Below are 21,984 nucleotides of genomic sequence, written 5' to 3'. Positions count from 1 at the left end.
TTGTAGTCTATTTCCGTAAATTAATTAATTTTATATATCGGAGATATTATGAATATTACATTACCCAAAACAGGGTTTGTTACACTCGAAAATTACTGGGGTGAACATCTCAAGCGCGTGTATTTATCTCATACGGGATTTTTGACGAAAGTCAGAACGCACTTTGATATGCCTGATGGTACTATTTATAAGGATGCATTGATATTTCAATATCAATTAGGAATTGGTTCGCCAAAAGACTATTGGTACATGGAAATTGAAACATTATCAGGGAAAAAATATAGAACAAAAGATAATTTCTATTGTTCCATAAGTGAAGAGGATCATGGGCAGGTCACTATAGGTATGAATGGCGAAGAAAAGACAATGTACGTCAATTTCCCATCATCATCAGATTGTAAAACAAACTTGAATCTATATTAATACGAAGATTATAGAGGGGGGCGTTATGGTAAATAATACAGATATAGTACGTTACTATAATGGTAAGGCAACAATCGAAAATTTCTTTGGTGAAGAGTTAAAGTATATTTATGTACTACATTATGTTTCAGGACTTACCCATAAAGGAAGTGAAAGTAGACTTATTGATGAAAAATTTTTTAATAATTTACCTAATAAATCAATATCTGAGAATATATTTTCGTTTAAATATGAATTAGGTTTGCCTAATTCGTTTGACTATTGGTTTATTAAATTAGAAACAATAAGCGGTAAAACATATGCAACAAAGAAAAATTTCTATTGTTCAATCAAGGAAGAAGATCGTGGAAAGGTAATATTAGGTGTTAATGGTGAGGCGAAAACCTTGTATGTTGCCTTTTCATCATCATCAGGTTGTAGTACTAAGTTAATTGAAGAAAGCTAAGGTTTAATGCAAAAGGTGGGGATAATAGCGCCCACCTTTGAGTTAATTACTGATTTCATCTAAAGAGAGTGTAAAACTGGGAACAAAAATTTTCATAAAATATTCCATTTCTGGGCTATTTCTTTCTTTCAACATTTTTTCTAAACGCTTCTTGGCTAATGTAAACTCGCTATTTCCGGCTGAAAGCTCTTCTAAACATTTCAGATAGGCGCAAAGTGTATCTGCTTGTTTAACAATGAAATGATCTTCATCACTTTGCAAATCCTCCACTAATAATGCTTTAAAGTCTTCTTGGAGCTCTTCAGGCAACATATCTAACAGTTTTTGCTGAGCAAATTTCTCGATTTTTTTGTATTCATGAGCAATTTGCTGATTATGGTATTTTATTGGCGTTGGTAAATCACCAGTAATAACCTCGCTTGCATCGTGGTACATAGCAAATAAGGCAATTTTTTCTGGATTAACGTTTCCACTAAATTTACGATTTTTGATGATAGCTAGAGCGTGGGCAACCATAGCAACTTGTAGGCTATGCTCAGACACATTTTCTGTACGGACGTTACGCATCAGAGGCCAGCGATGAATGAGTTTCATTCTAGCGAGATGGGCAAAAAAGTAACTCATAAGACCCTCATTAATGATGAATTAATCTACAAAATTATAGCGCTATTACAACGAAAGAGATATCAGAATAATAGAATTTATTCGCTAATGGGTTGTTAGTTAAGACAAAGATAAAAATAATCTTCAATCAGAATAAAGAGGATTTAATAATGAAATTACTTTTTAAGCTAAAAAATACACAAATAAAGATGCTCATATTAAGATTATCTTAATTGTATTTTTATGCTTTATTGTAATTAATATTTGAATGGTTTATTTAAATCATTACAATCAAGGTAATATTTAATTGAAAATAATATTGAGGATGAAATGAAATATTTTCCAATAATTTTAGTTCTATTTTTCTTAGCCGCGGTTTATTTTATTTCTATTATTTAATTATCTAATAAAGACTCTCTTATTTAGATGTTTTATTTTTAGTTATAAATATAAAAATAGCCCATTATGGGCTATTTTTATTGGTTAGCTAACGTAGAAAGCTATTGGCGATAATTTTCTAAAAAGCGACCAAATTTGTTTATTGCCATTTCTAAATCATCAGCATAAGGCAAGGTAACGATACGGAAATGATCTGGGTGTGGCCAGTTAAATGCAGTTCCTTGCACTAACAATACTTTCTCTTGTAGTAGCAGGTCGAGGATCATTTTTTGGTCATCGTGAATATTGAAACGCTTAATGTCAATTTTCGGGAACATATAGAGTGCGCCTTGTGGTTTAACACAAGAGACTCCTGGAATTTGATTAATCAGTTCCCATGCTCGGTTACGCTGCTCATACAATCGACCACCAGGTTGGATAAATTCACTGATACTTTGGTAACCCCCCAATGCTGTTTGGATTGCATGTTGCATTGGAACGTTAGCGCATAAACGCATTGATGCCAGCATTTCTAACCCTTCAATATAACCTTTAGCATGCTTCTTCGGACCATTTAAGACCATCCAACCTTGGCGAAAGCCTGCAACACGATAGGTTTTTGATAGGCCGTTAAATGTGACCGTCAATAAATCTGGGGCTAATGCGGCGATTGAATGATGCTGTGCATCGTCATATAAAATTTTGTCGTAAATTTCATCGGCAAAAATAATCAGGCTATGTTGACGGGCAATCTCGACGATTTCCATCAATAACTCTTTACTGTACACCGCACCCGTTGGGTTGTTTGGGTTGATGATGACAATACCACGTGTACGTGGGCTGATTTTTTTACGAATATCGTCAAGATCAGGCATCCAACCTTGCTGCTCATCACACATATAGTGAACCGCATTCCCACCTGACAGGGACACTGCTGCTGTCCATAATGGATAGTCTGGTGCTGGAACCAGCATTTCATCGCCATTATTTAACAACGCTTGCATCGCTTGTACGATTAATTCAGATACCCCATTTCCGATATAAACATCTTCAACCGTCATATCATGGATATCACGGGCTTGGTAATGTTGGACAATCGCTTTACGTGCAGAATATAAGCCTTTTGAGTCGCAGTAACCTTGAGAGCTTGGCAAATTACGTAGAACATCAACGAGGATTTCATCTGGGGCTTCAAAGCCAAACGGTGCCGGGTTACCAATATTCAGTTTGAGAACTTTGTTCCCTTCTTCTTCTAAGCGTTTAGCTTCTTTTAAAACTGGCCCACGAATGTCATAGCAGACATTATCGAGCTTATTGGATTTTGTTATGTTATTCATGATTCTCTCATTACCCTAGCGGGCTAACTGTATGATAGGGATGTTCCGGCATTATTACCTTACTCTACTCCTCCCTCGGAAGCTTTTGAAGATGCTAGATAATTTTTGGTGTAAAAGGTTGGTTTAGACATAAATGAGTTATATGCTATCTTAAAATATAAAATAAGTTAGATAAAGGTTTTGGTTTTTAATATTAAGTTGGAATCTAATTCTGTCAATTGACGTTGTTTTGGAGTTAGGGGACCGGAAATACAACTAAATGACAAACATCGCAAAATTGTATCGCCTTGTAACATAGGATCTTAAATCATGAATCTAGAAATAAATTTAACCATTGATTGAGGCTTTTAGATTGGTTTTTAGCTTTTTTTGTTAGCGATATTGATTGTTTTAATGAGAATATTCTTAATGAAAATAGTATTTTAATATTTAGAGTATTGATAATTAATAAAATTGTTATTTTACATCATATGTTACACAAAGTGCTTACATTAAAATAATTGCAACTACATTAAATATGCTACTATTTAGCCTTACTCAACAGACGGGTGATAATTTAGTTCCTTAACTAAAAATGCATAATTAACGTTAGTGAGTAAAAATTGATTTATTTAATTATCATAGAGATATAGATAATTTTAGTATTACCAGAGTTGTGACCAGCAGATCTAAGGATTAGAGATGCTGAAATTAAGTTTTCTATAAAACTCGCTGATTCTCACGGAGGAGAGCAGAAACACCAGGTACCATAAAATTATATAAGAGAATGAACGATGATAAATTCAAATCGTCCCATAATGAATCTAGATCTTGATTTACTACGTACATTTGTCGCAGTGGCGGATCTAAATACCTTTGCTGCAGCCGCAGCGGCTGTATGTAGAACCCAATCTGCGGTTAGTCAGCAAATGCAACGTTTAGAGCAATTAGTCGGTCGCGAGTTATTTGCGCGCCATGGTCGTAATAAATTACTCACGGCTCATGGTTTGCAACTACTTGGTTATGCGCGTCAAATCTTGCGTGCAAATGATGATGCGACAGCCTCTTTAACCTATAACGACGCAGACGGTGAGCTAAGAATCGGTGCATCTGATGATACAGTTGATATCTTACTGCCATTTTTGCTTAATCGTATCGCCTCCGTGTATCCACGTATTGCGGTAGAAGTCCGCATTAAACGCGCCCAATACATTGAGTCCATGTTGGACAACCATGAAATCGATTTAGCACTAACAACCACGCGTATTACTCATCACCCTAAAACAGCATTAAGAACGGTGCCTGTTTTATGGCATAGCGCACCCGATTTCCAGTTGCGCCGTAATGAGCCAATCCCATTAGTGGTGATGGATGAGACAAACCCGTACCGTAAATTATGTACTCAAGCATTAGATGAAGCAGGGTTAGCATGGCATGTGGCGTATGAAGCAGCCTCATTACCGGCTGTTCGTGCGGCAGTGAATGCAGAAGTTGGTGTCACGGCTCGCCCAATGGAAATGCAAAATGCAGATTTACGTATTTTAAGTGAGGCGGATGGTTTACCTCGTCTTCCAGATATTCAGTATTGGTTATACAAAAATGCGGATGAACAAAAAGATTTCGTTTTAACCGTATTTAATGCGATTGAAAATAAAAAAATCCCTTACGCGGTAGCTCCAGCAGCAGAACCAACTGAGAGTAATGACCAATAAACTTAACTAAGCCCTTACCGATAAAATAGATTTTTTATCAGCGGTAGGTGGCAAGTAAGCATAAAAATATCATCCGGCTGGGTCCAGTTAATTCTGACTCAGCCGTTTTTATTTAGAATTCTAGGTGTTGGCATTTCTTCTCCTTCTTAATATCTTTTTCATTCACTTAACCATACTGAATTTTAACGAGAGTTTGTCAATAATGATTCCCCTTACGAACCAAAAGGATTAATGGAAGTGACATCATTTTTTAATGGAAAATATTTAACTTAAAACCTTGTGTATATGAAAGTGAACAAGGTTTCTTTCTATTCGGTGATAAAATACACGGAATGCCCACTTAATAAGTATGGATTAACGCGTAAGAGCATGAAATAATTGTGATGTAGATGGCATAACACGAATTTCGTTAGTTAGTTAATGATTTGTTATGCTGTTAACAATATTTTTTTACTAAATTGATAAAATAGCGTTGAGTAGTCAGTGAGTTAGTTAGGTATTTGAATAAAAAATCGTTACAGATGCTTAAATTAAATTCGCTTACCATGTAAACAAATTGAGTATATTTTCAATAAATCTGTGCGTTAGATCAAATAAAAAGCACATTTTTTCATCTGTTAAGACAGGTTTTTCCTGAGATAATAGTGTAGTAAAAACGAATAATCAGTTAGACTAGTCAGCGTGTTTATTTGTGTATAGTCAAACTGACACGTTTTAGCAGACAATGAGTACTTTCTGTTATTCTAATGTTTTTTGTATGTAAAATGTTTGTAATAAATACGGGTCATTTTGTCTCATTTGAGCAAAATAACATGTAGTGAGAGAGGACAAACCAAACGCCAGTCTACTGGACTGATTTTAGTTTGGTGATCTTTTAGTTTGAAGATCAATGTTGGTCTTTCTTCTCTATTAACTGGGCAATTGTGGTGCAATGCTGCCGTGTTGTAAAAAAGAGCAGTGACGCACCATAAGTAATGAGTAAGCAACGAGTATGTCTACATCAATCCTAGAGTTAGCCCATAACTGGGGCTTTGCTATATTCTTTATCGGCGCTATTGGTCTTTGCGCTTTCATGTTGACCGCAGGTCATTTCTTGGGTAGCCGCGCCAAAGCCAGAGCCAAACACGTTCCCTATGAGTCAGGTATTGACTCTGTCGGTAGTGCTCGTCTTCGTATGTCCGCCAAGTTCTACTTGGTTGCGATGTTTTTCGTCATCTTCGATGTTGAAGCTATGTTCCTATTCGCATGGTCTGTTGCCATTCGTGAAGCTGGATGGGTTGGTTTCATCGAAGCCGCTATTTTTATCTTTGTATTGTTGGCGGGATTATTTTATCTGGTTCGCGTTGGTGCATTGGATTGGACTCCAGTCCGTTCACGTCGCGCAGTTAAAGGTCCTAGTAAAGTTATTAAAATCAGCAATCGTCATCCGCAGTAAAAAGCGAGGCATTATACAATGGATTATACGCTCACCCGCATAGATCCGAACGGTGAGAACGACCGTTACCCACTGCAAACTCAGGAAATCGTGACTGATCCCCTAGAGCAGCAAGTTGAAAACAGTGTTTACATGGGCAAACTTTCTCATGCACTTCACGATGTGGTCAACTGGGGACGCAAAAACTCCCTATGGCCCTATAACTTTGGTCTTTCATGTTGCTATGTAGAAATGGTGACATCGTTCACGTCTGTTCATGACGTAGCCCGCTTTGGTGCGGAAGTACTGCGTGCTTCACCTCGTCAAGCCGACTTTATGGTTGTTGCAGGAACCTGTTTCACCAAGATGGCACCTGTTATCCAGCGTCTTTATGACCAAATGCTAGAACCGAAATGGGTTATCTCCATGGGGTCATGTGCTAACTCTGGTGGTATGTACGATATCTATTCTGTTGTACAAGGTGTCGATAAATTTATTCCCGTGGATGTGTACATTCCAGGCTGCCCACCACGCCCTGAAGCCTATATGCAGGCTCTCCTTCTGTTACAAGAATCCATCGGCAAAGAGCGTCGTCCACTCTCTTGGGTCGTGGGTGATCAGGGTGTTTATCGTGCAAATATGCAGTCAGAAAGAGAAAGAAAACACGGTGAACGTATCGCAGTAACTAATCTGCGAACCCCAGACGAAATTTAAGGCTTTAAGCCATTCAGCGTAACAGAGCAATGTTGTTGCGAAATAATAAACCTGATCAAGCGTTATGGTGAAGAATGATGACAGATCAGAGAGCGCAAGCGAGTAGTACCCAGCCAGAATGGCAGACGCAGGATCACATTAATGACCCTGTGCTTCTGGAACTGCGCAATCAATTTGGCCCGGATGCCTTTTCTGTTCAAGCAACCCGTACTGGCATGCCAGTTATTTGGGTGCGTCGTGAACAGCTGCTGGAAGTTGTAGATTTCTTAAAGAAACTACCAAAACCTTATGTGATGTTGTTCGATTTACACGGGGTCGATGAACGCCAACGTATTCATCGCCAAGGTCTGCCAGAAGCCGACTTTAGTGTGTTCTACCATCTCATTTCTATTGACCGAAACCGCGATATCATGCTGAAAGTTGCTCTCAATGAGAACGACTTAAATGTACCATCGATAGTTTCTTTATTCCCAAATGCTAACTGGCATGAACGCGAAGTCTGGGACATGTTCGGTATCACCTTCCAAGGTCATCCGAATCTGCGCCGTCTTCTCATGTCACCAAATTGGGAAGGTCATCCGCTGCGTAAAGATTACCCAGCACGTGCTACCGAATTTGACCCGTTTGTGCTGACGAAGCAGAAGCAGGATCTGGAAATGGAAGCGTTGACTTTCAAACCAGAAGAGTGGGGCATGTCACGAGGAAATGAAAACGAAGATTTCATGTTCCTGAACTTGGGTCCAAACCATCCATCTTCTCACGGTGCATTCCGCATCGTGTTGCAGCTCGATGGTGAAGAAATTATCAACTGCGTTCCTGATATTGGTTACCACCATCGTGGTGCTGAAAAAATGGGTGAACGTCAGTCATGGCATAGTTTTATTCCTTACACTGACCGTATCGAGTATCTCGGTGGTTGTGTAAACGAAATGCCTTATATCCTAGCTGTTGAAAAACTGGCGGGTATTGAAGTGCCTGATCGCGTGAAAACCATCCGCGTGATGATGTCTGAACTATTCCGTATCAATAGTCACCTTTTGTACATCAGTACCTATATTCAAGACGTTGGTGCGATGACGCCGGTGTTCTTTGCATTTACTGATAGACAAAAAGTATACAACGTCGTCGAAGCGATCACCGGTTTCCGTATGCACCCAGCTTGGTTCCGCATCGGTGGTGTTGCTCATGACCTCCCTCGTGGTTGGGATAAATTGCTGCGTGAATTATTAGATTGGTTACCTAAACGCTTAGAGTCCTATGTGACGTCAGCGCTGAAAAACTCCATCTTAAAAGGTCGTTCTATTGGTGTGGCTTCATACACCAAAGAAGAAGCATTAGCTTGGGGTGTAACAGGGGCTGGTCTACGTGCAACGGGTGTTGATTTTGACGTACGTAAAGCGCGTCCTTATTCAGGTTATGAAAACTTTGAGTTCGATATCCCAATTGCCCATAACGGTGACTGTTATGACCGTGTGATGATCAAAGTGGAAGAGATGCGTCAGAGTATCCGTATTCTTGAGCAATGCTTGAAGAATATGCCAGAAGGTCCATTTAAAGCGGATCATCCATTGACCACGCCGCCACCAAAAGAGCGGACATTGCAGCATATCGAAACCCTGATCAACCACTTCTTGCAAGTGTCTTGGGGACCAGTAATGCCAGCAAATGAATCATTCCAGATGGTTGAAGCAACTAAAGGAATCAACAGCTACTACTTAACGAGTGATGGCAGCACAATGAGCTACCGTACCCGTATTCGCACCCCGAGTTATGAGCATTTACAGCAAATTCCGGCGGTGATTAGAGGCAGCTTGGTTTCTGACTTGATTGTCTATCTGGGTAGTATTGATTTTGTAATGTCGGATGTGGATCGCTAACCATGCATAATGAACATGATAATAACAGCCAACTCAATGTGGTTAATGTCTTTGAACCGCAATTGAATCACGGCTTTATCCTAACAGATGAAGAGCGTGCTGAAATTGAAGGTGAAAAACACCACTATGAGGATGCACGCGCAGCGTCAATTGAAGCGCTGAAAATTGTGCAAAAAAACCGTGGCTGGGTAGAAGATGGCGCTATTCACGCTATCGCTGAAGTTTTAGGGATCCCTGCAAGTGATGTCGAAGGGGTCGCAACATTCTATAGCCAAATTTTCCGTCAACCGGTTGGTCGTCATATTATTCGCTATTGTGACAGTGTTGTTTGCCACATTACGGGCTACCAAGGCTTAGAAGCTGAAATTATTAAACAGCTGAATATTCGCCCAGGTCAAACAACAGAAGATGGTCGCTTTACGCTACTGCCAACCTGTTGCTTAGGCAACTGTGATAAAGGTCCATCGATGATGATCGATGAAGACACTCACACACATGTACAGCCTGAAAATATTCAAAAGCTACTGGAGCAGTATCCATGACAAACTCCTCCGTTAAACCCGTGATCCGAACTGCTGAAACACATCCGCTAACATGGCGTTTGCGTGATGACGGTCAACCTGTGTGGTTGGATGAGTATCGCAGCAAAAACGGATACAAAGGTGTCGAACGTGCATTAAAAGGCATGGCGCCAGATGAAGTAGTCAACCTTGTTAAAGATGCTGGACTGAAAGGTCGCGGTGGTGCAGGGTTCTCTACGGGTCTGAAATGGAGCCTGATGCCAAAAGATGAAAACATGAAACTGCGTTACTTCCTATGTAATGCGGATGAAATGGAACCGGGCACATATAAAGACCGTTTACTGATGGAAGAACTGCCTCACTTATTAGTTGAAGGTATGATTATCGGCGCTTATGCATTAAAAGCTTACCGTGGTTATATTTTCCTACGTGGTGAATACATTGAGGCCGCAAAGCATTTACGTCGCGCCATTGAAGAAGCGAAAGCAGCAGGTCTATTAGGTAAAAACATTCTCGGTTCAGGTTTCGATTTTGAACTGTTTGTCCATACCGGTGCGGGTCGCTATATCTGTGGTGAAGAAACAGCCCTGATTAACTCCCTTGAAGGTCGTCGCGCGAATCCACGCTCTAAGCCGCCATTCCCTGCAACATCAGGAGCATGGGGTAAACCAACTTGCGTTAATAACGTCGAAACTATCTGTAACGTGCCTGCGATTTTAGAGCACGGAGATCAGTGGTATATCGATTTAAGCGCCGGTAAGAGCAAAGATGCCGGTACTAAGCTAATGGGCTTCTCTGGCCGCGTTAAAAACCCAGGTTTATGGGAGCTGCCATTTGGTACGACTGCCCGTGAAGTTTTAGAGGATTACGCTGGAGGTATGCGTGATGGACTGAAACTTAAAGCATGGCAACCGGGAGGCGCGGGTACTGATTTCCTGACCAATGACCACCTTGATTTACCAATGGATTTCGAAAATATTGCAAAAGCAGGTAGCCGTCTAGGGACTGCACTGGCGATGGCAGTGGATAACGAAATCAATATGGTGTCGTTAGTGCGCAACTTAGAAACATTTTTCGCACGCGAATCTTGCGGTTGGTGTACTCCGTGTCGTGATGGGTTGCCGTGGAGTGTGAAAATTTTACAGGCACTGGAAAAAGGCGAAGGACAAGAAGGGGATATTGAAACCCTAGAACAACTTTGTCGTTTCTTAGGTCCAGGTAAAACTTTCTGTGCTCATGCGCCAGGTGCGGTTGAACCACTGCAAAGTGCTATCAAATATTTCCGTAAAGAATTCGAAGCGGGTATCTCGAAAAAAGATCTGCGCAATATTGTGCAGATTGCAGGTATCCAGCCAAACCTGTTAAAGCAGCGTTGGTAAGCATTTAGCGATTGAGCAACCGCTAAACGAATTTTTGACGAAGAACGTATTTATGATTAACGCCTGCTAACGCGGGCCTTTGGGAAGCATGCTGACTATGGCTACGATATATGTAGACGGCAAAGAATATGACGTAAACGGGTCTGAAAACCTGTTACAAGCCTGCTTATCGCTGGGGCTAGATATTCCTTATTTTTGCTGGCATCCGGCGCTGGGAAGCGTTGGCGCTTGCCGCCAGTGTGCGGTGAAGCAGTATCAAAACGCGGATGACACTCGTGGTCGCCTCGTGATGTCTTGTATGACACCGGCAACGGAAGGAACTTACATCTCCATCGATGATGAAGAAGCCAAACAGTTCCGTGAAAGTGTTGTTGAATGGCTGATGACTAACCATCCACATGACTGCCCAGTCTGTGAAGAGGGTGGTAACTGCCACTTACAAGATATGACGGTGATGACCGGTCATACCATGCGTAAGTATCGTTTTACAAAACGTACACACATTAACCAAGACCTTGGACCGTTCATTAGTCATGAAATGAACCGTTGCATCGCGTGTTACCGCTGTGTTCGTTATTACAAAGATTATGCGGATGGCACAGACTTAGGTGTCTATGGCGCCCATAACTATGTGTACTTTGGTCGTACAGAAGACGGTACTCTGGAAAGCGAATTTTCTGGAAACCTCGTTGAAGTATGCCCGACAGGGGTCTTCACTGATAAAACTCACTCAGAACGCTATAACCGTAAATGGGATATGCAATTTGCACCGGGTATCTGCCAACAGTGCAGTATCGGTTGTAACACCAGCCCAGGTGAACGTTATGGTGAACTACGTCGCATTGAAAACCGCTATAACGGTTCCGTAAACCACTATTTCCTGTGTGACCGTGGTCGCTTTGGTTATGGCTACGTCAACCGTAAAGATAGACCTCGCCAAGCACTGTTAAATAAAGAGGGTGTGCAGCAAGTTATTTCTGCGATTGAAGCGATGCAAAGTGGTGCGCAAATTATCAATCAAGCGAAAAAAGTGATTGGTATCGGTTCGCCGCGTGCCAGTATCGAAAGTAACTATGCATTACGTGCTTTAGTCGGTGCAGAAAACTTCTACTCCGGCATTTCTGCGGATGAGCAGCGTCGCTTAGGCTTGATGCAAAACATTCTGCAAAATGGCGGAATTTATACCCCGACATTGCGTGAAGTTGAAGGCTACGATGCGGTATTAGTGCTGGGTGAAGATTTAACTCAGACAGGTGCCCGTATGGCACTATCTGTTCGCCAAGCGGTGAAAGGTAAAGCGCGCGAAATGGCAGCAGCACAGAAAGTCGCTGACTGGCAAATTGCAGCAATCCAAAATATCGGCCAGCATGCGAAATATCCACTGTTTATTACGAATGTGGATGATACTCGCTTAGACGACGTGGCGGCATTTAACTACCGAGCACCAGTTGCTGACCAAGCTCGCTTAGGTTTTGCGATTGCCAATATGATCAATGGCGAAGCGCCAGCGGTCAATGATTTACCGGCAGATCTGAAAGCGAAAGTGGAAACTATCGCTCAAGCATTAGCAAGTGCTAAGAAACCACTGATTATCAGCGGTAGCCACAGTGCGAGTGATGCAATGATTGAAGCTGCAGCTAACGTCGCATTCGCGCTGAAAGCGAAGGGATCCAACGTTGGTCTGTCCTATCTAGCATCCCACGCGAACAGCTTTGGTTTAGCCATGATGAATGCTCAGCCGCTCGAGAATGCGTTTGCGCGTATTGAAGCCAATGAAGCGGATGTGGCGATTGTGATGGAAAATGATCTATACCGTCACAGCACTGTGAATGCAGTAAATAGCGCACTCAGCAAATTGAAACAGTTGATTGTGGCTGACCATCAACACACTGACATCATGGATAAAGCGACTTTAGTTCTGCCAGCAGCAAGTTTTGCAGAGGCGGATGGTACGCTGATTAACCAAGAAGGTCGTGCACAACGCTTCTTCCAAGTCTTTGACCCAACTTACTACGATAACAGTATCGTGATGAACGAAAGCTGGCGCTGGATGCATTCTCTGCAAACTGAAGCTCAGCAGCGTGATGCGGACTGGTCTCAGTTAGACCATGTTATCGAAGAATGTGTCACTGCAATGCCACAATTTGCAGGCATCAAAAATACGGCACCAAAAGCCTCTTTCCGCATTCGTGGTCAGAAGTTAGCACGTGAACCACATCGCTACAGCGGTCGTACATCGATGTTAGCGAATAAAACGGTACATGAGCCACGCCAACCACAAGATATTGACTCGCCATTTGCGTTCTCAATGGAAGGGAATAACTCGCCAACTGCACCTCGTCAGCAAATTCCATTTGCATGGGCGCCGGGTTGGAACTCCCCACAAGCATGGAATAAATTCCAAGCAGAAGTCGGCGGTCACTTGCTGTTTGGTGATCCAGGCGTGCGGTTATTCAACTCGACTGAAGGTAAATTAGCGTACTTTACTGGGATCCCAGCGGCTTACCAAGGCACTGAAGCTCAGTGGGTTGTTGCTCCGTATTACCATCTGTTCGGCAGTGATGAAACCTCGCAGCGTTCTGATGTGATCCAGCAGCGTATGCCTGAGCCTTACATCATGTTGAATGCACAAGATGCAGCAGCACTTGGTCTGAATGCTGGTGTGAAAGCTGAATTTAGTCATGCAGGACAAACATTGAGCCTGACCGTACGTATCAGTAATCACCTTGCAACAGGTCAAATCGGTTTACCACTAGGTATGCCGGGAATTGCACCAGTGATGGCTGGGGTGACTGTGAATAATCTGCGGAGGGGAGCATGATGGATTGGATTTCTCCAGCGGTGATGGAAGTGATAATTTCCATCCTCAAGTCTGTTGTTATCTTACTGGTTGTCGTGACCTGTGGGGCATACATGAGTTTGGGAGAGCGCCGAATTCTCGGTCTATTCCAGAATCGTTATGGTCCAAACCGAGTGGGTCCATTCGGGATGGGACAACTGATTGCCGACATGTTCAAAATGCTGTTTAAAGAGGACTGGATCCCTCAGTTCGCGGACAAGAAAATTTTTACTCTTGCCCCGGTTATTGCATTTTGTTCACTGTTTTTGGCCTTTGCAATTGTTCCTGTCAGTCCGACATGGCACGTTGCTGACCTGAATATCGGCATTTTATTTTTCCTGATGATGGCTGGTTTAGCCGTGTATGCGGTTCTATTTGCGGGTTGGTCAAGTAACAACAAATACTCATTATTGGGTGCGATGCGTGCATCAGCTCAAACCGTTAGCTATGAAGTGTTCTTAGGTTTGTCATTAATGGGTGTCGTCGCGCAAGCCGGCTCATTTAATTTAATTGACATCGTGAACTCTCAAGCAGGCATGTGGAACGTGATTCCACAATTCTTTGGCTTCATTACCTTTGCGATAGCGGGTGTTGCGGTGTGTCACCGTCATCCATTTGACCAACCAGAAGCTGAACAAGAAATTGCCGACGGTTATCATGTTGAATATTCCGGTATGAAATTCGGTCTGTTTTTCGTGGGTGAGTATATCGGTATCGTGACGGTGTCTGCACTGATTGTGACGCTGTTCTTTGGTGGCTGGCATGGTCCGTTCTTGCCTGCATTCCTGTGGTTTGCGATTAAAACAGCATTCTTCATGATGATGTTCATCTTGATCCGTGCTTCTTTACCGCGTCCACGTTATGACCAAGTAATGTCTTTCGGTTGGAAAATTTGTCTGCCGCTGACACTGCTTAACCTGCTGGGTACCGCAGCAGTGATTTTATACAACGCTCAGTAAGGGGTGATTGAACCATGACATTAAAAGAGTTATTGGTCGGTTTCGCCACCCAAGTACGCAGTATTTGGATGGTGGGTCTACATGCGTTCGACAAACGAGAAACGCAAATGTACCCGGAAGAGCCAGTTTATCTGCCTCCTCGTTATCGTGGGCGTATCGTGCTAACGCGCGATCCTGACGGTGAAGAGCGTTGTGTTGCGTGTAACTTATGTGCTGTTGCTTGCCCAGTGGGCTGCATCTCGCTGCAAAAGGCTGAGCATGAAGACGGACGTTGGTACCCAGAGTTTTTCCGCGTTAACTTTTCTCGCTGTATTTTCTGTGGTCTGTGTGAAGAAGCTTGCCCAACAACGGCAATCCAATTAACCCCAGACTTTGAAATGGCAGATTGGCGACGTCAGGATCTGGTTTACGAGAAAAATGACCTACTAATTTCAGGTCCAGGTAAATATCCTGATTATAACTTTTACCGTAAATCGGGTATGGCGATTTCAGGTAAAGACAAAGGTGAAGCGGATAACGAAGCGAAACCGATTAACGTCAAAGACCTGTTGCCGTAAGGAGCGATATTCATGGAATTTACTTTTTATATCGCCGGTCTGGTTGCTGTTTTAGCAACTTTGAGGGTGATTACCAATACCAACCCAGTACATGCGTTGTTGTATCTGGTGGTTTCTTTGCTGGCACTGTCAATGGTGTTCTTCTCCCTAGGCGCATATTTCGCTGGGGCATTGGAGATTATCGTTTACGCAGGTGCCATTATGGTTCTGTTTGTTTTCGTGGTCATGATGCTTAACCTTGGTCGTTCAGTGCAAGAACAAGAGCGAGCATGGTTAACACCGAAAACGTGGATTGGTCCGTCATTATTATCTGCGGTTTTATTAGGGATTTTAGTGTATGGGATCACCAGCATTTCTCACCAAGAGAAAACGGAAGGCGTGATTATTACTGCAAAAGAAGTGGGTATCAGTTTATTTGGTCCTTACGTCTTAGCGGTTGAGCTAGCATCATTATTATTGCTTGCAGGCCTTGTGGTGGCATTCCATGTCGGTCGTGACCGTACAGAAAACAGCGCTGACCTTGTCAGCAACCGTAATGCGGAGGAGCAACAATGATACCTCTTCAACATGGTCTGATTTTAGCGGCAATTCTTTTTGTAATGGGACTTAGCTGTCTTGTTATTCGCCGTAACTTGCTTTTTATGCTGATCGGGCTAGAAATCATGGTGAACTCCACAGCATTGGCTTTTGTCGTTGCTGGGAGTTTTTGGGGGCAACCGGATGGCCAGATTATGTATATTCTGGCGATTACACTGGCTGCTGCGGAGGCGAGTATTGGATTGGCGTTGTTACTGCAACTCCATCGTCATCGTCAAAACCTGAACATTGATAAAGTCAGTGAGATGCGCGAATGAACCTACTCTATTTAACGATTCTGTTCCCGCTGTTAGGGTCTGTGCTTCTCGCATTTTCCCGCGGTCGTTGGTCAGAAAATGTTTCAGCGATTATTGGTGCGGGCTCAGTCGGCCTCGCCGCTCTAGTTGCATTTTATGCAGGCAATGAATTTCTAGCTCAACCCATTTTACCTAATGGTGGACATGAGCCATATCCACAAGAGCTTTGGACGTGGATGTCCGTAGGTAATTTCACGATTCCATTTAGCCTCTCTCTTGATGGTCTTTCGCTGACCATGTTAGGTGTGGTAACGGGTGTGGGCTTCCTTATTCATGTATATGCTTCTTGGTATATGCGTGGTGAGGAAGGTTACTCACGTTTCTTCGCTTACACTAACCTGTTTATTGCGAGCATGGTGGTATTAGTGCTGGCAGATAACATGATGCTGATGTATCTCGGTTGGGAAGGGGTAGGGCTGTGCAGTTATCTGTTAATTGGTTTCTATTATACCAATCCAGATAACGGCAAAGCGGCGATGAAAGCCTTTTTCGTCACCCGTATTGGTGATGTGTTCTTAGCTATTGGCATGTTCATCCTGTACAACGAACTGGGAACATTAAACTTTAGCGAAATGGCACAACGTGCGGCTCAGCTATCTCCAGAAGGCTTATCAATGCTGAACTGGGCAACGCTGATGTTATTAGGTGGTGCGGTAGGTAAATCTGCTCAGTTACCATTACAAACATGGTTAGCCGATGCGATGGCGGGTCCAACGCCAGTTTCAGCACTGATCCACGCCGCAACCATGGTGACCGCAGGTGTTTACTTAATCGCGCGTACCCATGGTCTATTCCTATTAACCCCTGAAATTCTACATTTAGTTGGGGTTGTTGGTGCGGCTACCTTACTGTTTGCAGGCTGTGCAGCATTAGTACAAACGGATATCAAGCGTGTTCTTGCTTACTCAACCATGAGCCAGATTGGTTATATGTTCTTGGCACTTGGCGTCCAAGCATGGGATGCAGCAATTTTCCATCTGATGACTCACGCATTCTTTAAAGCGTTACTGTTCCTGTCCGCAGGTTCCGTGATCCTTGCATGTCACCACGAGCAAAATATCTTCAAGATGGGTGGGTTGCGTAAGCAAATTCCATTCGTTTATGGGGTGATGTTAATCGGCGGTAGTGCCTTGGCTGCGTTGCCACTGTTTACCTCTGGTTTCTACAGTAAAGATGCCATCTTGTGGGGTGCGAAACTGGATGGGCAAACTGTGCTGTTATGGGCAGGTATTATCGGTGCATTGATGACCGCAATTTATACCTTCCGTATGATTTTCATCGTGTTCCACGGTGAAGCAAAAATCAAAGCGCATAAAGTTAAAGGCATCACTCACACAGTACCACTGGCAATCTTGGCAGTCCTAGCGACGTTCGTGGGAGCCATGATCCACCAGCCATTAGAGGGAGTATTCCCTGCAAAACCTATTGAAGCGGAAGATGGCAAAGTGCTTATCGAAGTGATCTCGGGTGGTTTTGCCGTCGCAGGCTTGTTAATTGCGATATTCCTCTATCTGTTTAGACGCTCTATCGTTGACGGGATCGCTAAAACAGCAATTGGTCGTTTCTTCTCTACGTGGTGGTATCACGCATGGGGCTTTGACTGGCTGTATGACGTTATCTTTGTAAAACCTTTTAAAGGTGTTGCATGGTTGCTCGAAAGCGATCCGATAAACTCACTGATGAATATTCCTGCCCACCTTTCACGTTGGGTGAACAAAGGACTTGCAGTGAGTGAAAACGGTCAGATCCGTTGGTATATTGCCTCTCTGGGGCTGGGTGCAGTGCTAATTCTTGCTCTGCTGCTTTTGGTTTAATAAAGGGACACATTGCGCCATGCTACTACCTTGGCTAATACTTATTCCCTTCATCGGTGGCTTGCTAAGCTGGCAGGCCGATCGATTTAATCACCGCGCACCTCGCTGGATTGCGCTGGGGACGATGGGAACAACGCTGATCCTTGCTGTGCTATTATGGCTGCAAGGAGATTATTCACTGGTAAACCCTCAGGGTATTCCACAATGGCAGGATGTTTATTTTCGTGAGTGGATCCCTGCGCTGGGTATCAATTTTTCATTAGCAGTTGATGGTTTATCTCTACTGATGGTTGTGCTGACTGCGATTATGGGTGCTTTTTCTATACTCAGTTCGTGGAGTGAAAAACAGCAAAATCAAGGTGCTTATCACTTTAACCTGTTATGGATTATTGCAGGTGTGATGGGGATCTTTACTGCGGTAGACTTATTCCTATTCTTCTTCTTCTGGGAAATGATGTTGATCCCTATGTACTTCCTGATTGCGAATTGGGGACACAAAGGGACTGAAAATCGTCAACATATCAACGCTGCGACTAAGTTCTTTATTTATACTCAGGTCAGCGGTTTGATTATGTTAGTGGCGATTATTGGCTTAGTGCTCGTTCACTATAAAGAATCCGACGTATTCACTTTCGATTATAACCAGTTGCTTGGCACCGAAAGTGCGATGTCTGGCATTACTGGCTTTATGTTGATGCTAGGTTTCTTTATTGCTTTTGCGGTAAAAATGCCATTAGTGCCTTTCCATGGCTGGATGGCGGATACTCAAGAACAATCGCCAACGGCGGGTTCTGTGGATATTTCGGGTATCATGCTGAAAACAGCAGCGTATGGCCTCCTGCGTTTCACATTACCGCTATTCCCTGAAGCTTCACTTGCATTTACACCGGTCGCTATGACTCTGGGTGTAATCAGTATCTTCTACGGTGCTTGGTTAGCGTTCAAACAGACGGATATTAAACGTTTAGCGGCTTACAGTAGCTTATCTCATATGGGATTTGTCACTGTCGCAATCTACGCAACTTCAGTATTGGCATACCAAGGTGCAGTCATTCAGATGATCACGAATGGTCTATCTGGTGCCGCGCTGATTATTATCAGTGGTCAGCTGTACGAACGCACTCAAACTCGTGATATGCGTATGATGGGTGGGTTATGGAAGCGGATTAAATGGTTACCGGGAATGTCCTTATTCTTTGCTGCTGCGACATTAGGTATGCCGGGAACAGGTAACTTTATCGGCGAATTTATGATCCTGTTTGGTAGCTTCAGCCAATTCACTTTAGTCACCTGTATTATGGTGTTTGGTGTGGTATTTGCCTCTATCTACGCATTGTGGATGATGCAGCAGACTTACTACGGAATGCCTAAATCGGAAACTGAACTGAAAGGGTTAACTGCCCGTGAGTTTGGTGTTTTACTAGTTCTGGCGGCTTTACTGGTTATTATTGGTTTCTTCCCTCAGCCTATCTTAGATACGTCTGCGGGCTCGATGGAAACGTTGTATAACCTGTATTCTGCTTCAATGACAACACAAGGGTAGTATTCGCCATGACAATACAACTTTCAGAATTGTTCGCAATATTGCCGCTCATCCTTGCTGGATTGAATGCGGTAGTTGTGATGCTGTCCATTGCGTGGCGACGCGACCATATAACAAGTGCCTCGCTGACAGTGTTTGGCTTTCTTATTACTGGGCTATCACTGATTTTGATCTATTTCGCCGCATCACCGGATGATGGTAACGCACTGTTACCTAGGTATGTGACGTCGTTATTGATAGTCGATGGTTTCGCGTTGTTCTACTCTGGATTAGTCTTGATTGCGGGTATCGGGACTGCGATCTTTGCTTACCACTGGTTAGAAGGCTTTGACGATAACAAAGAAGAGTTTTATCTGTTACTGGCGATTGCCGTGACGGGTGGAATTCTGCTTGCTATGTCGAACCATATGGCATCGATGTTTATTGGTATTGAATTAATTTCCCTACCATTATTTGGATTAGTAGCCTATACCTTTGAACGTAGCCGTACTTTAGAAGCCGGTATTAAATATATGGTTCTCTCTGCGGCAGCGTCTTCATTCTTATTGTTCGGTATTGCATTACTGTACGCGGAATCAGGTAGTTTAACGTTCTCTGCGGTTGGCAAAAGTTTAGCGGAAAACAGTCTCCATGCTCCATTAATTCTGGTTGGTTTAGGGATGATGATTGTAGGCTTCGGCTTTAAATTATCGCTATTCCCATTCCAATTATGGACACCAGATGTTTACCAAGGTGCGCCAGCGCCAGTGGCAGGGTTCTTAGCAACCGGTAGTAAAATCGCTATTTTTGCGGTGCTAGTGCGACTGTTCCTTGAATCACCGATCACACACAGTAATTCTTTGCCTCAAACAGATACGTTATCTACGGTCATTATTGTGATTGCAGTGGCTTCAATTCTGTTTGGTAACTTGTTAGCACTGACTCAGAAAAGTGCTAAACGCCTATTAGGTTACTCATCAATTGCCCATATGGGGTATTTGTTAGTGACCTTAGTGGCGATGCGCGCAGATATTTATCTGGCACAAATGACGGTGCTTATTTATTTAGCGGGTTACTTGTTTGCAAGCTTAGGTGCATTTGGTGTGGTTAGCGTTATTTCTAGCCCATACCGCGGTGATGACCAGGATGATTTCTGTGCATTCCGTGGGTTATTCTGGCACAAGCCAGTGCTTGCTATGGTCATGACGGTCATGATGTTATCCCTTGCCGGTATCCCAATCACAGTTGGCTTTATTGGTAAATTCTATGCGGTCATGTCGACGGTTTATGCAGAACTGTGGTGGTTAACGGGTGCTGTTGTTGTCGGTAGTGCGCTTGGTTTATTCTATTACCTGCGCTTTATGGCAAGCTTTTATAGCCGTGATACTGAACATGGGGATCGCTATACAGGACCAGAAAAAGCAACTGTTGGTACTGTTTTCGCTGCGATTTGTGCAATTGCGGTGATTGTATTTGGTGTATGGCCACAACCATTAATCGAATTAGCCTATACTGGGATGGCATTTTTAGGCTAAAAAATTAGCTAAAAAAGAAGATGTCGAAAAGACCGGTTACCTCACAGTAACCGGTCTTTTTTTAATCAGGCAATTGTCGCTGATATTGGTATTCAACATCATTTAGATAGGTCATCAACATTTGGCTTGCCATGTTTATTTGGGCTAAATCTATCGTTTTGTCTAAAATTTTTTCGCCGATAAAATGGCACCAAGATTCCCAATACACTTTAAGCAATCCTACTTGTGTAATAATGGTTTGTTTATAAGTTTCTATTGCGGTGATGTCGCTTGAATATGCCATCAGTTGAGTCAATCTAAAAATATTATTATCAAGCGTATTTATTTCTTCTCGTAGTTCAATAATTTTATCACTCAGGTAGATTCTCACATCAACCAACTGGCTGAATTGTAATCCATCATCAACCATAGTAAGTAAATTCCTAATGTAGCTGATAGCCGCTTTCAATATATCTTTTTTATTTGGTTGAATATCGATAGAGTCAATTAATTCTTTTCCTTGAAAATATTTATCAAAAAAATCAGTTATTTTATGTTTTAAAATAATATCTTCAGCAGCCATGATGACGGAAAGATTATTATTTAACTCATTCACTTTTAACTGTTTTCCATTTTTAGAATTTACCAAAGACTCTTTTTGTGATGTATATTGCGATAGCTTAAGCATATTAGGCTCATTGAGATGAAAAACGAGTAATGACTCAAGTGTATAACGTGTCTTTGAAATTAAGTTTTCCAATTCGGTTTTTATATCAATTAAATCATCAACAAATCCTGCTGTGATAATTTTTCTTTTTGAATCTAGGTATTCACTATCTGCTAACTCTGTATTCTGTATTTCATGAAGCTCATTTTGTAAAATATAATTGACTTTTATACGTAATATAGGGATGGAGTTACGGATCAATTCATTGATTTTTTCAGTTTTAATCGCTATCTTTTGGAGCCTGCTATAAATGATATAATCATAATTAATAATATTTTTATTGTATGAACTAATGTTGTTTGAGATACACCGTAATTGGTAAATATCAATGGAAGGTAATTTTGGTAACTTAAGGATATCATGCATATAAATACCTT

Annotated in this window: 19 protein-coding genes; 16 read left to right on the top strand and 3 right to left on the bottom strand. The window is 42.4% G+C overall.

Annotated features, from left to right (window positions below; translation table 11 throughout):
* Window positions 1-48: 48 nt before the first annotated feature.
* Together PROVRUST_RS14125 and PROVRUST_RS20205 are read left to right on the top strand one after the other, a co-directional pair.
* Window positions 49-423: a hypothetical protein gene (locus PROVRUST_RS14125; protein WP_006815543.1), complete on the top strand. Its 375-nt coding sequence runs from the start codon at window positions 49-51 to the stop codon at window positions 421-423.
* 25 nt (window positions 424-448) lie between these two features.
* Window positions 449-868, top strand: coding sequence for a hypothetical protein (locus PROVRUST_RS20205; RefSeq protein ID WP_006815542.1), 420 nt, complete (start codon window positions 449-451; stop codon window positions 866-868).
* Between the two features lie 42 nt (window positions 869-910).
* On the opposite strand, the gene yfbR is transcribed toward PROVRUST_RS20205, so the two are convergent.
* Entirely contained in the window at window positions 911-1,492 is a 582-nt protein-coding gene (gene yfbR / locus PROVRUST_RS14115; protein WP_006815541.1) for a 5'-deoxynucleotidase, read from the bottom strand.
* Window positions 1,493-1,971: 479 nt separating this feature from the next.
* Window positions 1,972-3,186 carry a pyridoxal phosphate-dependent aminotransferase gene (locus PROVRUST_RS14110; RefSeq protein WP_006815540.1) on the bottom strand — a complete coding sequence of 405 codons (1,215 nt, stop codon included), beginning with the start codon at window positions 3,184-3,186 and terminating at the stop codon, window positions 1,972-1,974.
* 773 nt (window positions 3,187-3,959) lie between these two features.
* On the opposite strand from PROVRUST_RS14110, the gene PROVRUST_RS14105 reads away from it, so the two are divergent.
* From PROVRUST_RS14105 to nuoN, 14 genes are all read left to right on the top strand, one after another.
* Window positions 3,960-4,877, top strand: coding sequence for a LysR family transcriptional regulator (locus PROVRUST_RS14105; protein ID WP_039855364.1), 918 nt, complete (start codon window positions 3,960-3,962; stop codon window positions 4,875-4,877).
* Between the two features lie 991 nt (window positions 4,878-5,868).
* Entirely contained in the window at window positions 5,869-6,312 is a 444-nt protein-coding gene (locus PROVRUST_RS14100) for an NADH-quinone oxidoreductase subunit A (protein WP_006815537.1), read from the top strand.
* 18 nt (window positions 6,313-6,330) lie between these two features.
* Window positions 6,331-7,005: a NuoB/complex I 20 kDa subunit family protein gene (locus PROVRUST_RS14095; RefSeq protein WP_006815536.1), complete on the top strand. Its 675-nt coding sequence runs from the start codon at window positions 6,331-6,333 to the stop codon at window positions 7,003-7,005.
* Window positions 7,006-7,079: 74 nt separating this feature from the next.
* A complete protein-coding gene (gene nuoC, locus PROVRUST_RS14090; protein ID WP_006815535.1) occupies window positions 7,080-8,882 on the top strand; it encodes an NADH-quinone oxidoreductase subunit C/D in 1,803 nt (600 codons plus the stop codon).
* Between the two features lie 2 nt (window positions 8,883-8,884).
* Window positions 8,885-9,424 (top strand): NADH-quinone oxidoreductase subunit NuoE, encoded by a 540-nt coding sequence (gene nuoE / locus PROVRUST_RS14085; protein WP_006815534.1) that lies wholly within the window; start codon window positions 8,885-8,887, stop codon window positions 9,422-9,424.
* Window positions 9,421-10,782 (top strand): NADH-quinone oxidoreductase subunit NuoF, encoded by a 1,362-nt coding sequence (gene nuoF / locus PROVRUST_RS14080; RefSeq protein ID WP_006815533.1) that lies wholly within the window; start codon window positions 9,421-9,423, stop codon window positions 10,780-10,782. The genes nuoE and nuoF overlap by 4 nt, the downstream gene beginning before the upstream one ends.
* A 97-nt stretch (window positions 10,783-10,879) precedes the next feature.
* Entirely contained in the window at window positions 10,880-13,603 is a 2,724-nt protein-coding gene (gene nuoG, locus PROVRUST_RS14075; protein WP_084789708.1) for an NADH-quinone oxidoreductase subunit NuoG, read from the top strand.
* The gene (gene nuoH / locus PROVRUST_RS14070) at window positions 13,603-14,580 is read left to right on the top strand and encodes an NADH-quinone oxidoreductase subunit NuoH (protein ID WP_039855361.1); all 978 of its coding nucleotides are present in this window, start codon (window positions 13,603-13,605) and stop codon (window positions 14,578-14,580) included. Before nuoG ends, nuoH begins: the two co-directional genes overlap by 1 nt.
* 14 nt (window positions 14,581-14,594) lie before the next feature.
* Window positions 14,595-15,137 carry an NADH-quinone oxidoreductase subunit NuoI gene (gene nuoI, locus PROVRUST_RS14065; protein WP_006815530.1) on the top strand — a complete coding sequence of 181 codons (543 nt, stop codon included), beginning with the start codon at window positions 14,595-14,597 and terminating at the stop codon, window positions 15,135-15,137.
* Window positions 15,138-15,149: 12 nt separating this feature from the next.
* Window positions 15,150-15,692: an NADH-quinone oxidoreductase subunit J gene (nuoJ, locus tag PROVRUST_RS14060; RefSeq protein ID WP_006815529.1), complete on the top strand. Its 543-nt coding sequence runs from the start codon at window positions 15,150-15,152 to the stop codon at window positions 15,690-15,692.
* On the top strand, window positions 15,689-15,991 hold the full coding sequence (gene nuoK / locus PROVRUST_RS14055) for an NADH-quinone oxidoreductase subunit NuoK (RefSeq protein ID WP_006815528.1): 303 nt from the start codon (window positions 15,689-15,691) through the stop codon (window positions 15,989-15,991). Before nuoJ ends, nuoK begins: the two co-directional genes overlap by 4 nt.
* Complete coding sequence (nuoL, locus tag PROVRUST_RS14050; protein WP_006815527.1) at window positions 15,988-17,844, top strand: NADH-quinone oxidoreductase subunit L; 1,857 nt, start codon at window positions 15,988-15,990, stop codon at window positions 17,842-17,844. The genes nuoK and nuoL overlap by 4 nt, the downstream gene beginning before the upstream one ends.
* A gap of 19 nt (window positions 17,845-17,863) precedes the next feature.
* Window positions 17,864-19,387: an NADH-quinone oxidoreductase subunit M gene (gene nuoM, locus PROVRUST_RS14045; protein WP_006815526.1), complete on the top strand. Its 1,524-nt coding sequence runs from the start codon at window positions 17,864-17,866 to the stop codon at window positions 19,385-19,387.
* Window positions 19,388-19,395: 8 nt separating this feature from the next.
* On the top strand, window positions 19,396-20,901 hold the full coding sequence (nuoN, locus tag PROVRUST_RS14040) for an NADH-quinone oxidoreductase subunit NuoN (RefSeq protein WP_006815525.1): 1,506 nt from the start codon (window positions 19,396-19,398) through the stop codon (window positions 20,899-20,901).
* A 61-nt stretch (window positions 20,902-20,962) separates the two neighbouring features.
* Here nuoN and PROVRUST_RS14035 read toward each other — a convergent pair whose 3' ends face one another.
* Window positions 20,963-21,973 (bottom strand): alpha-xenorhabdolysin family binary toxin subunit B, encoded by a 1,011-nt coding sequence (locus tag PROVRUST_RS14035; protein WP_006815524.1) that lies wholly within the window; start codon window positions 21,971-21,973, stop codon window positions 20,963-20,965.
* Between the last annotated feature and the right edge of the window lie 11 nt (window positions 21,974-21,984).

It is taken from the genome of Providencia rustigianii DSM 4541 (genome assembly GCF_000156395.1).
GTDB lineage: Bacteria > Pseudomonadota > Gammaproteobacteria > Enterobacterales > Enterobacteriaceae > Providencia > Providencia rustigianii.
The sequence above is the reverse complement of the archived record's forward strand: the minus strand, read 5'-3'. Positions and strand labels throughout refer to the sequence as shown.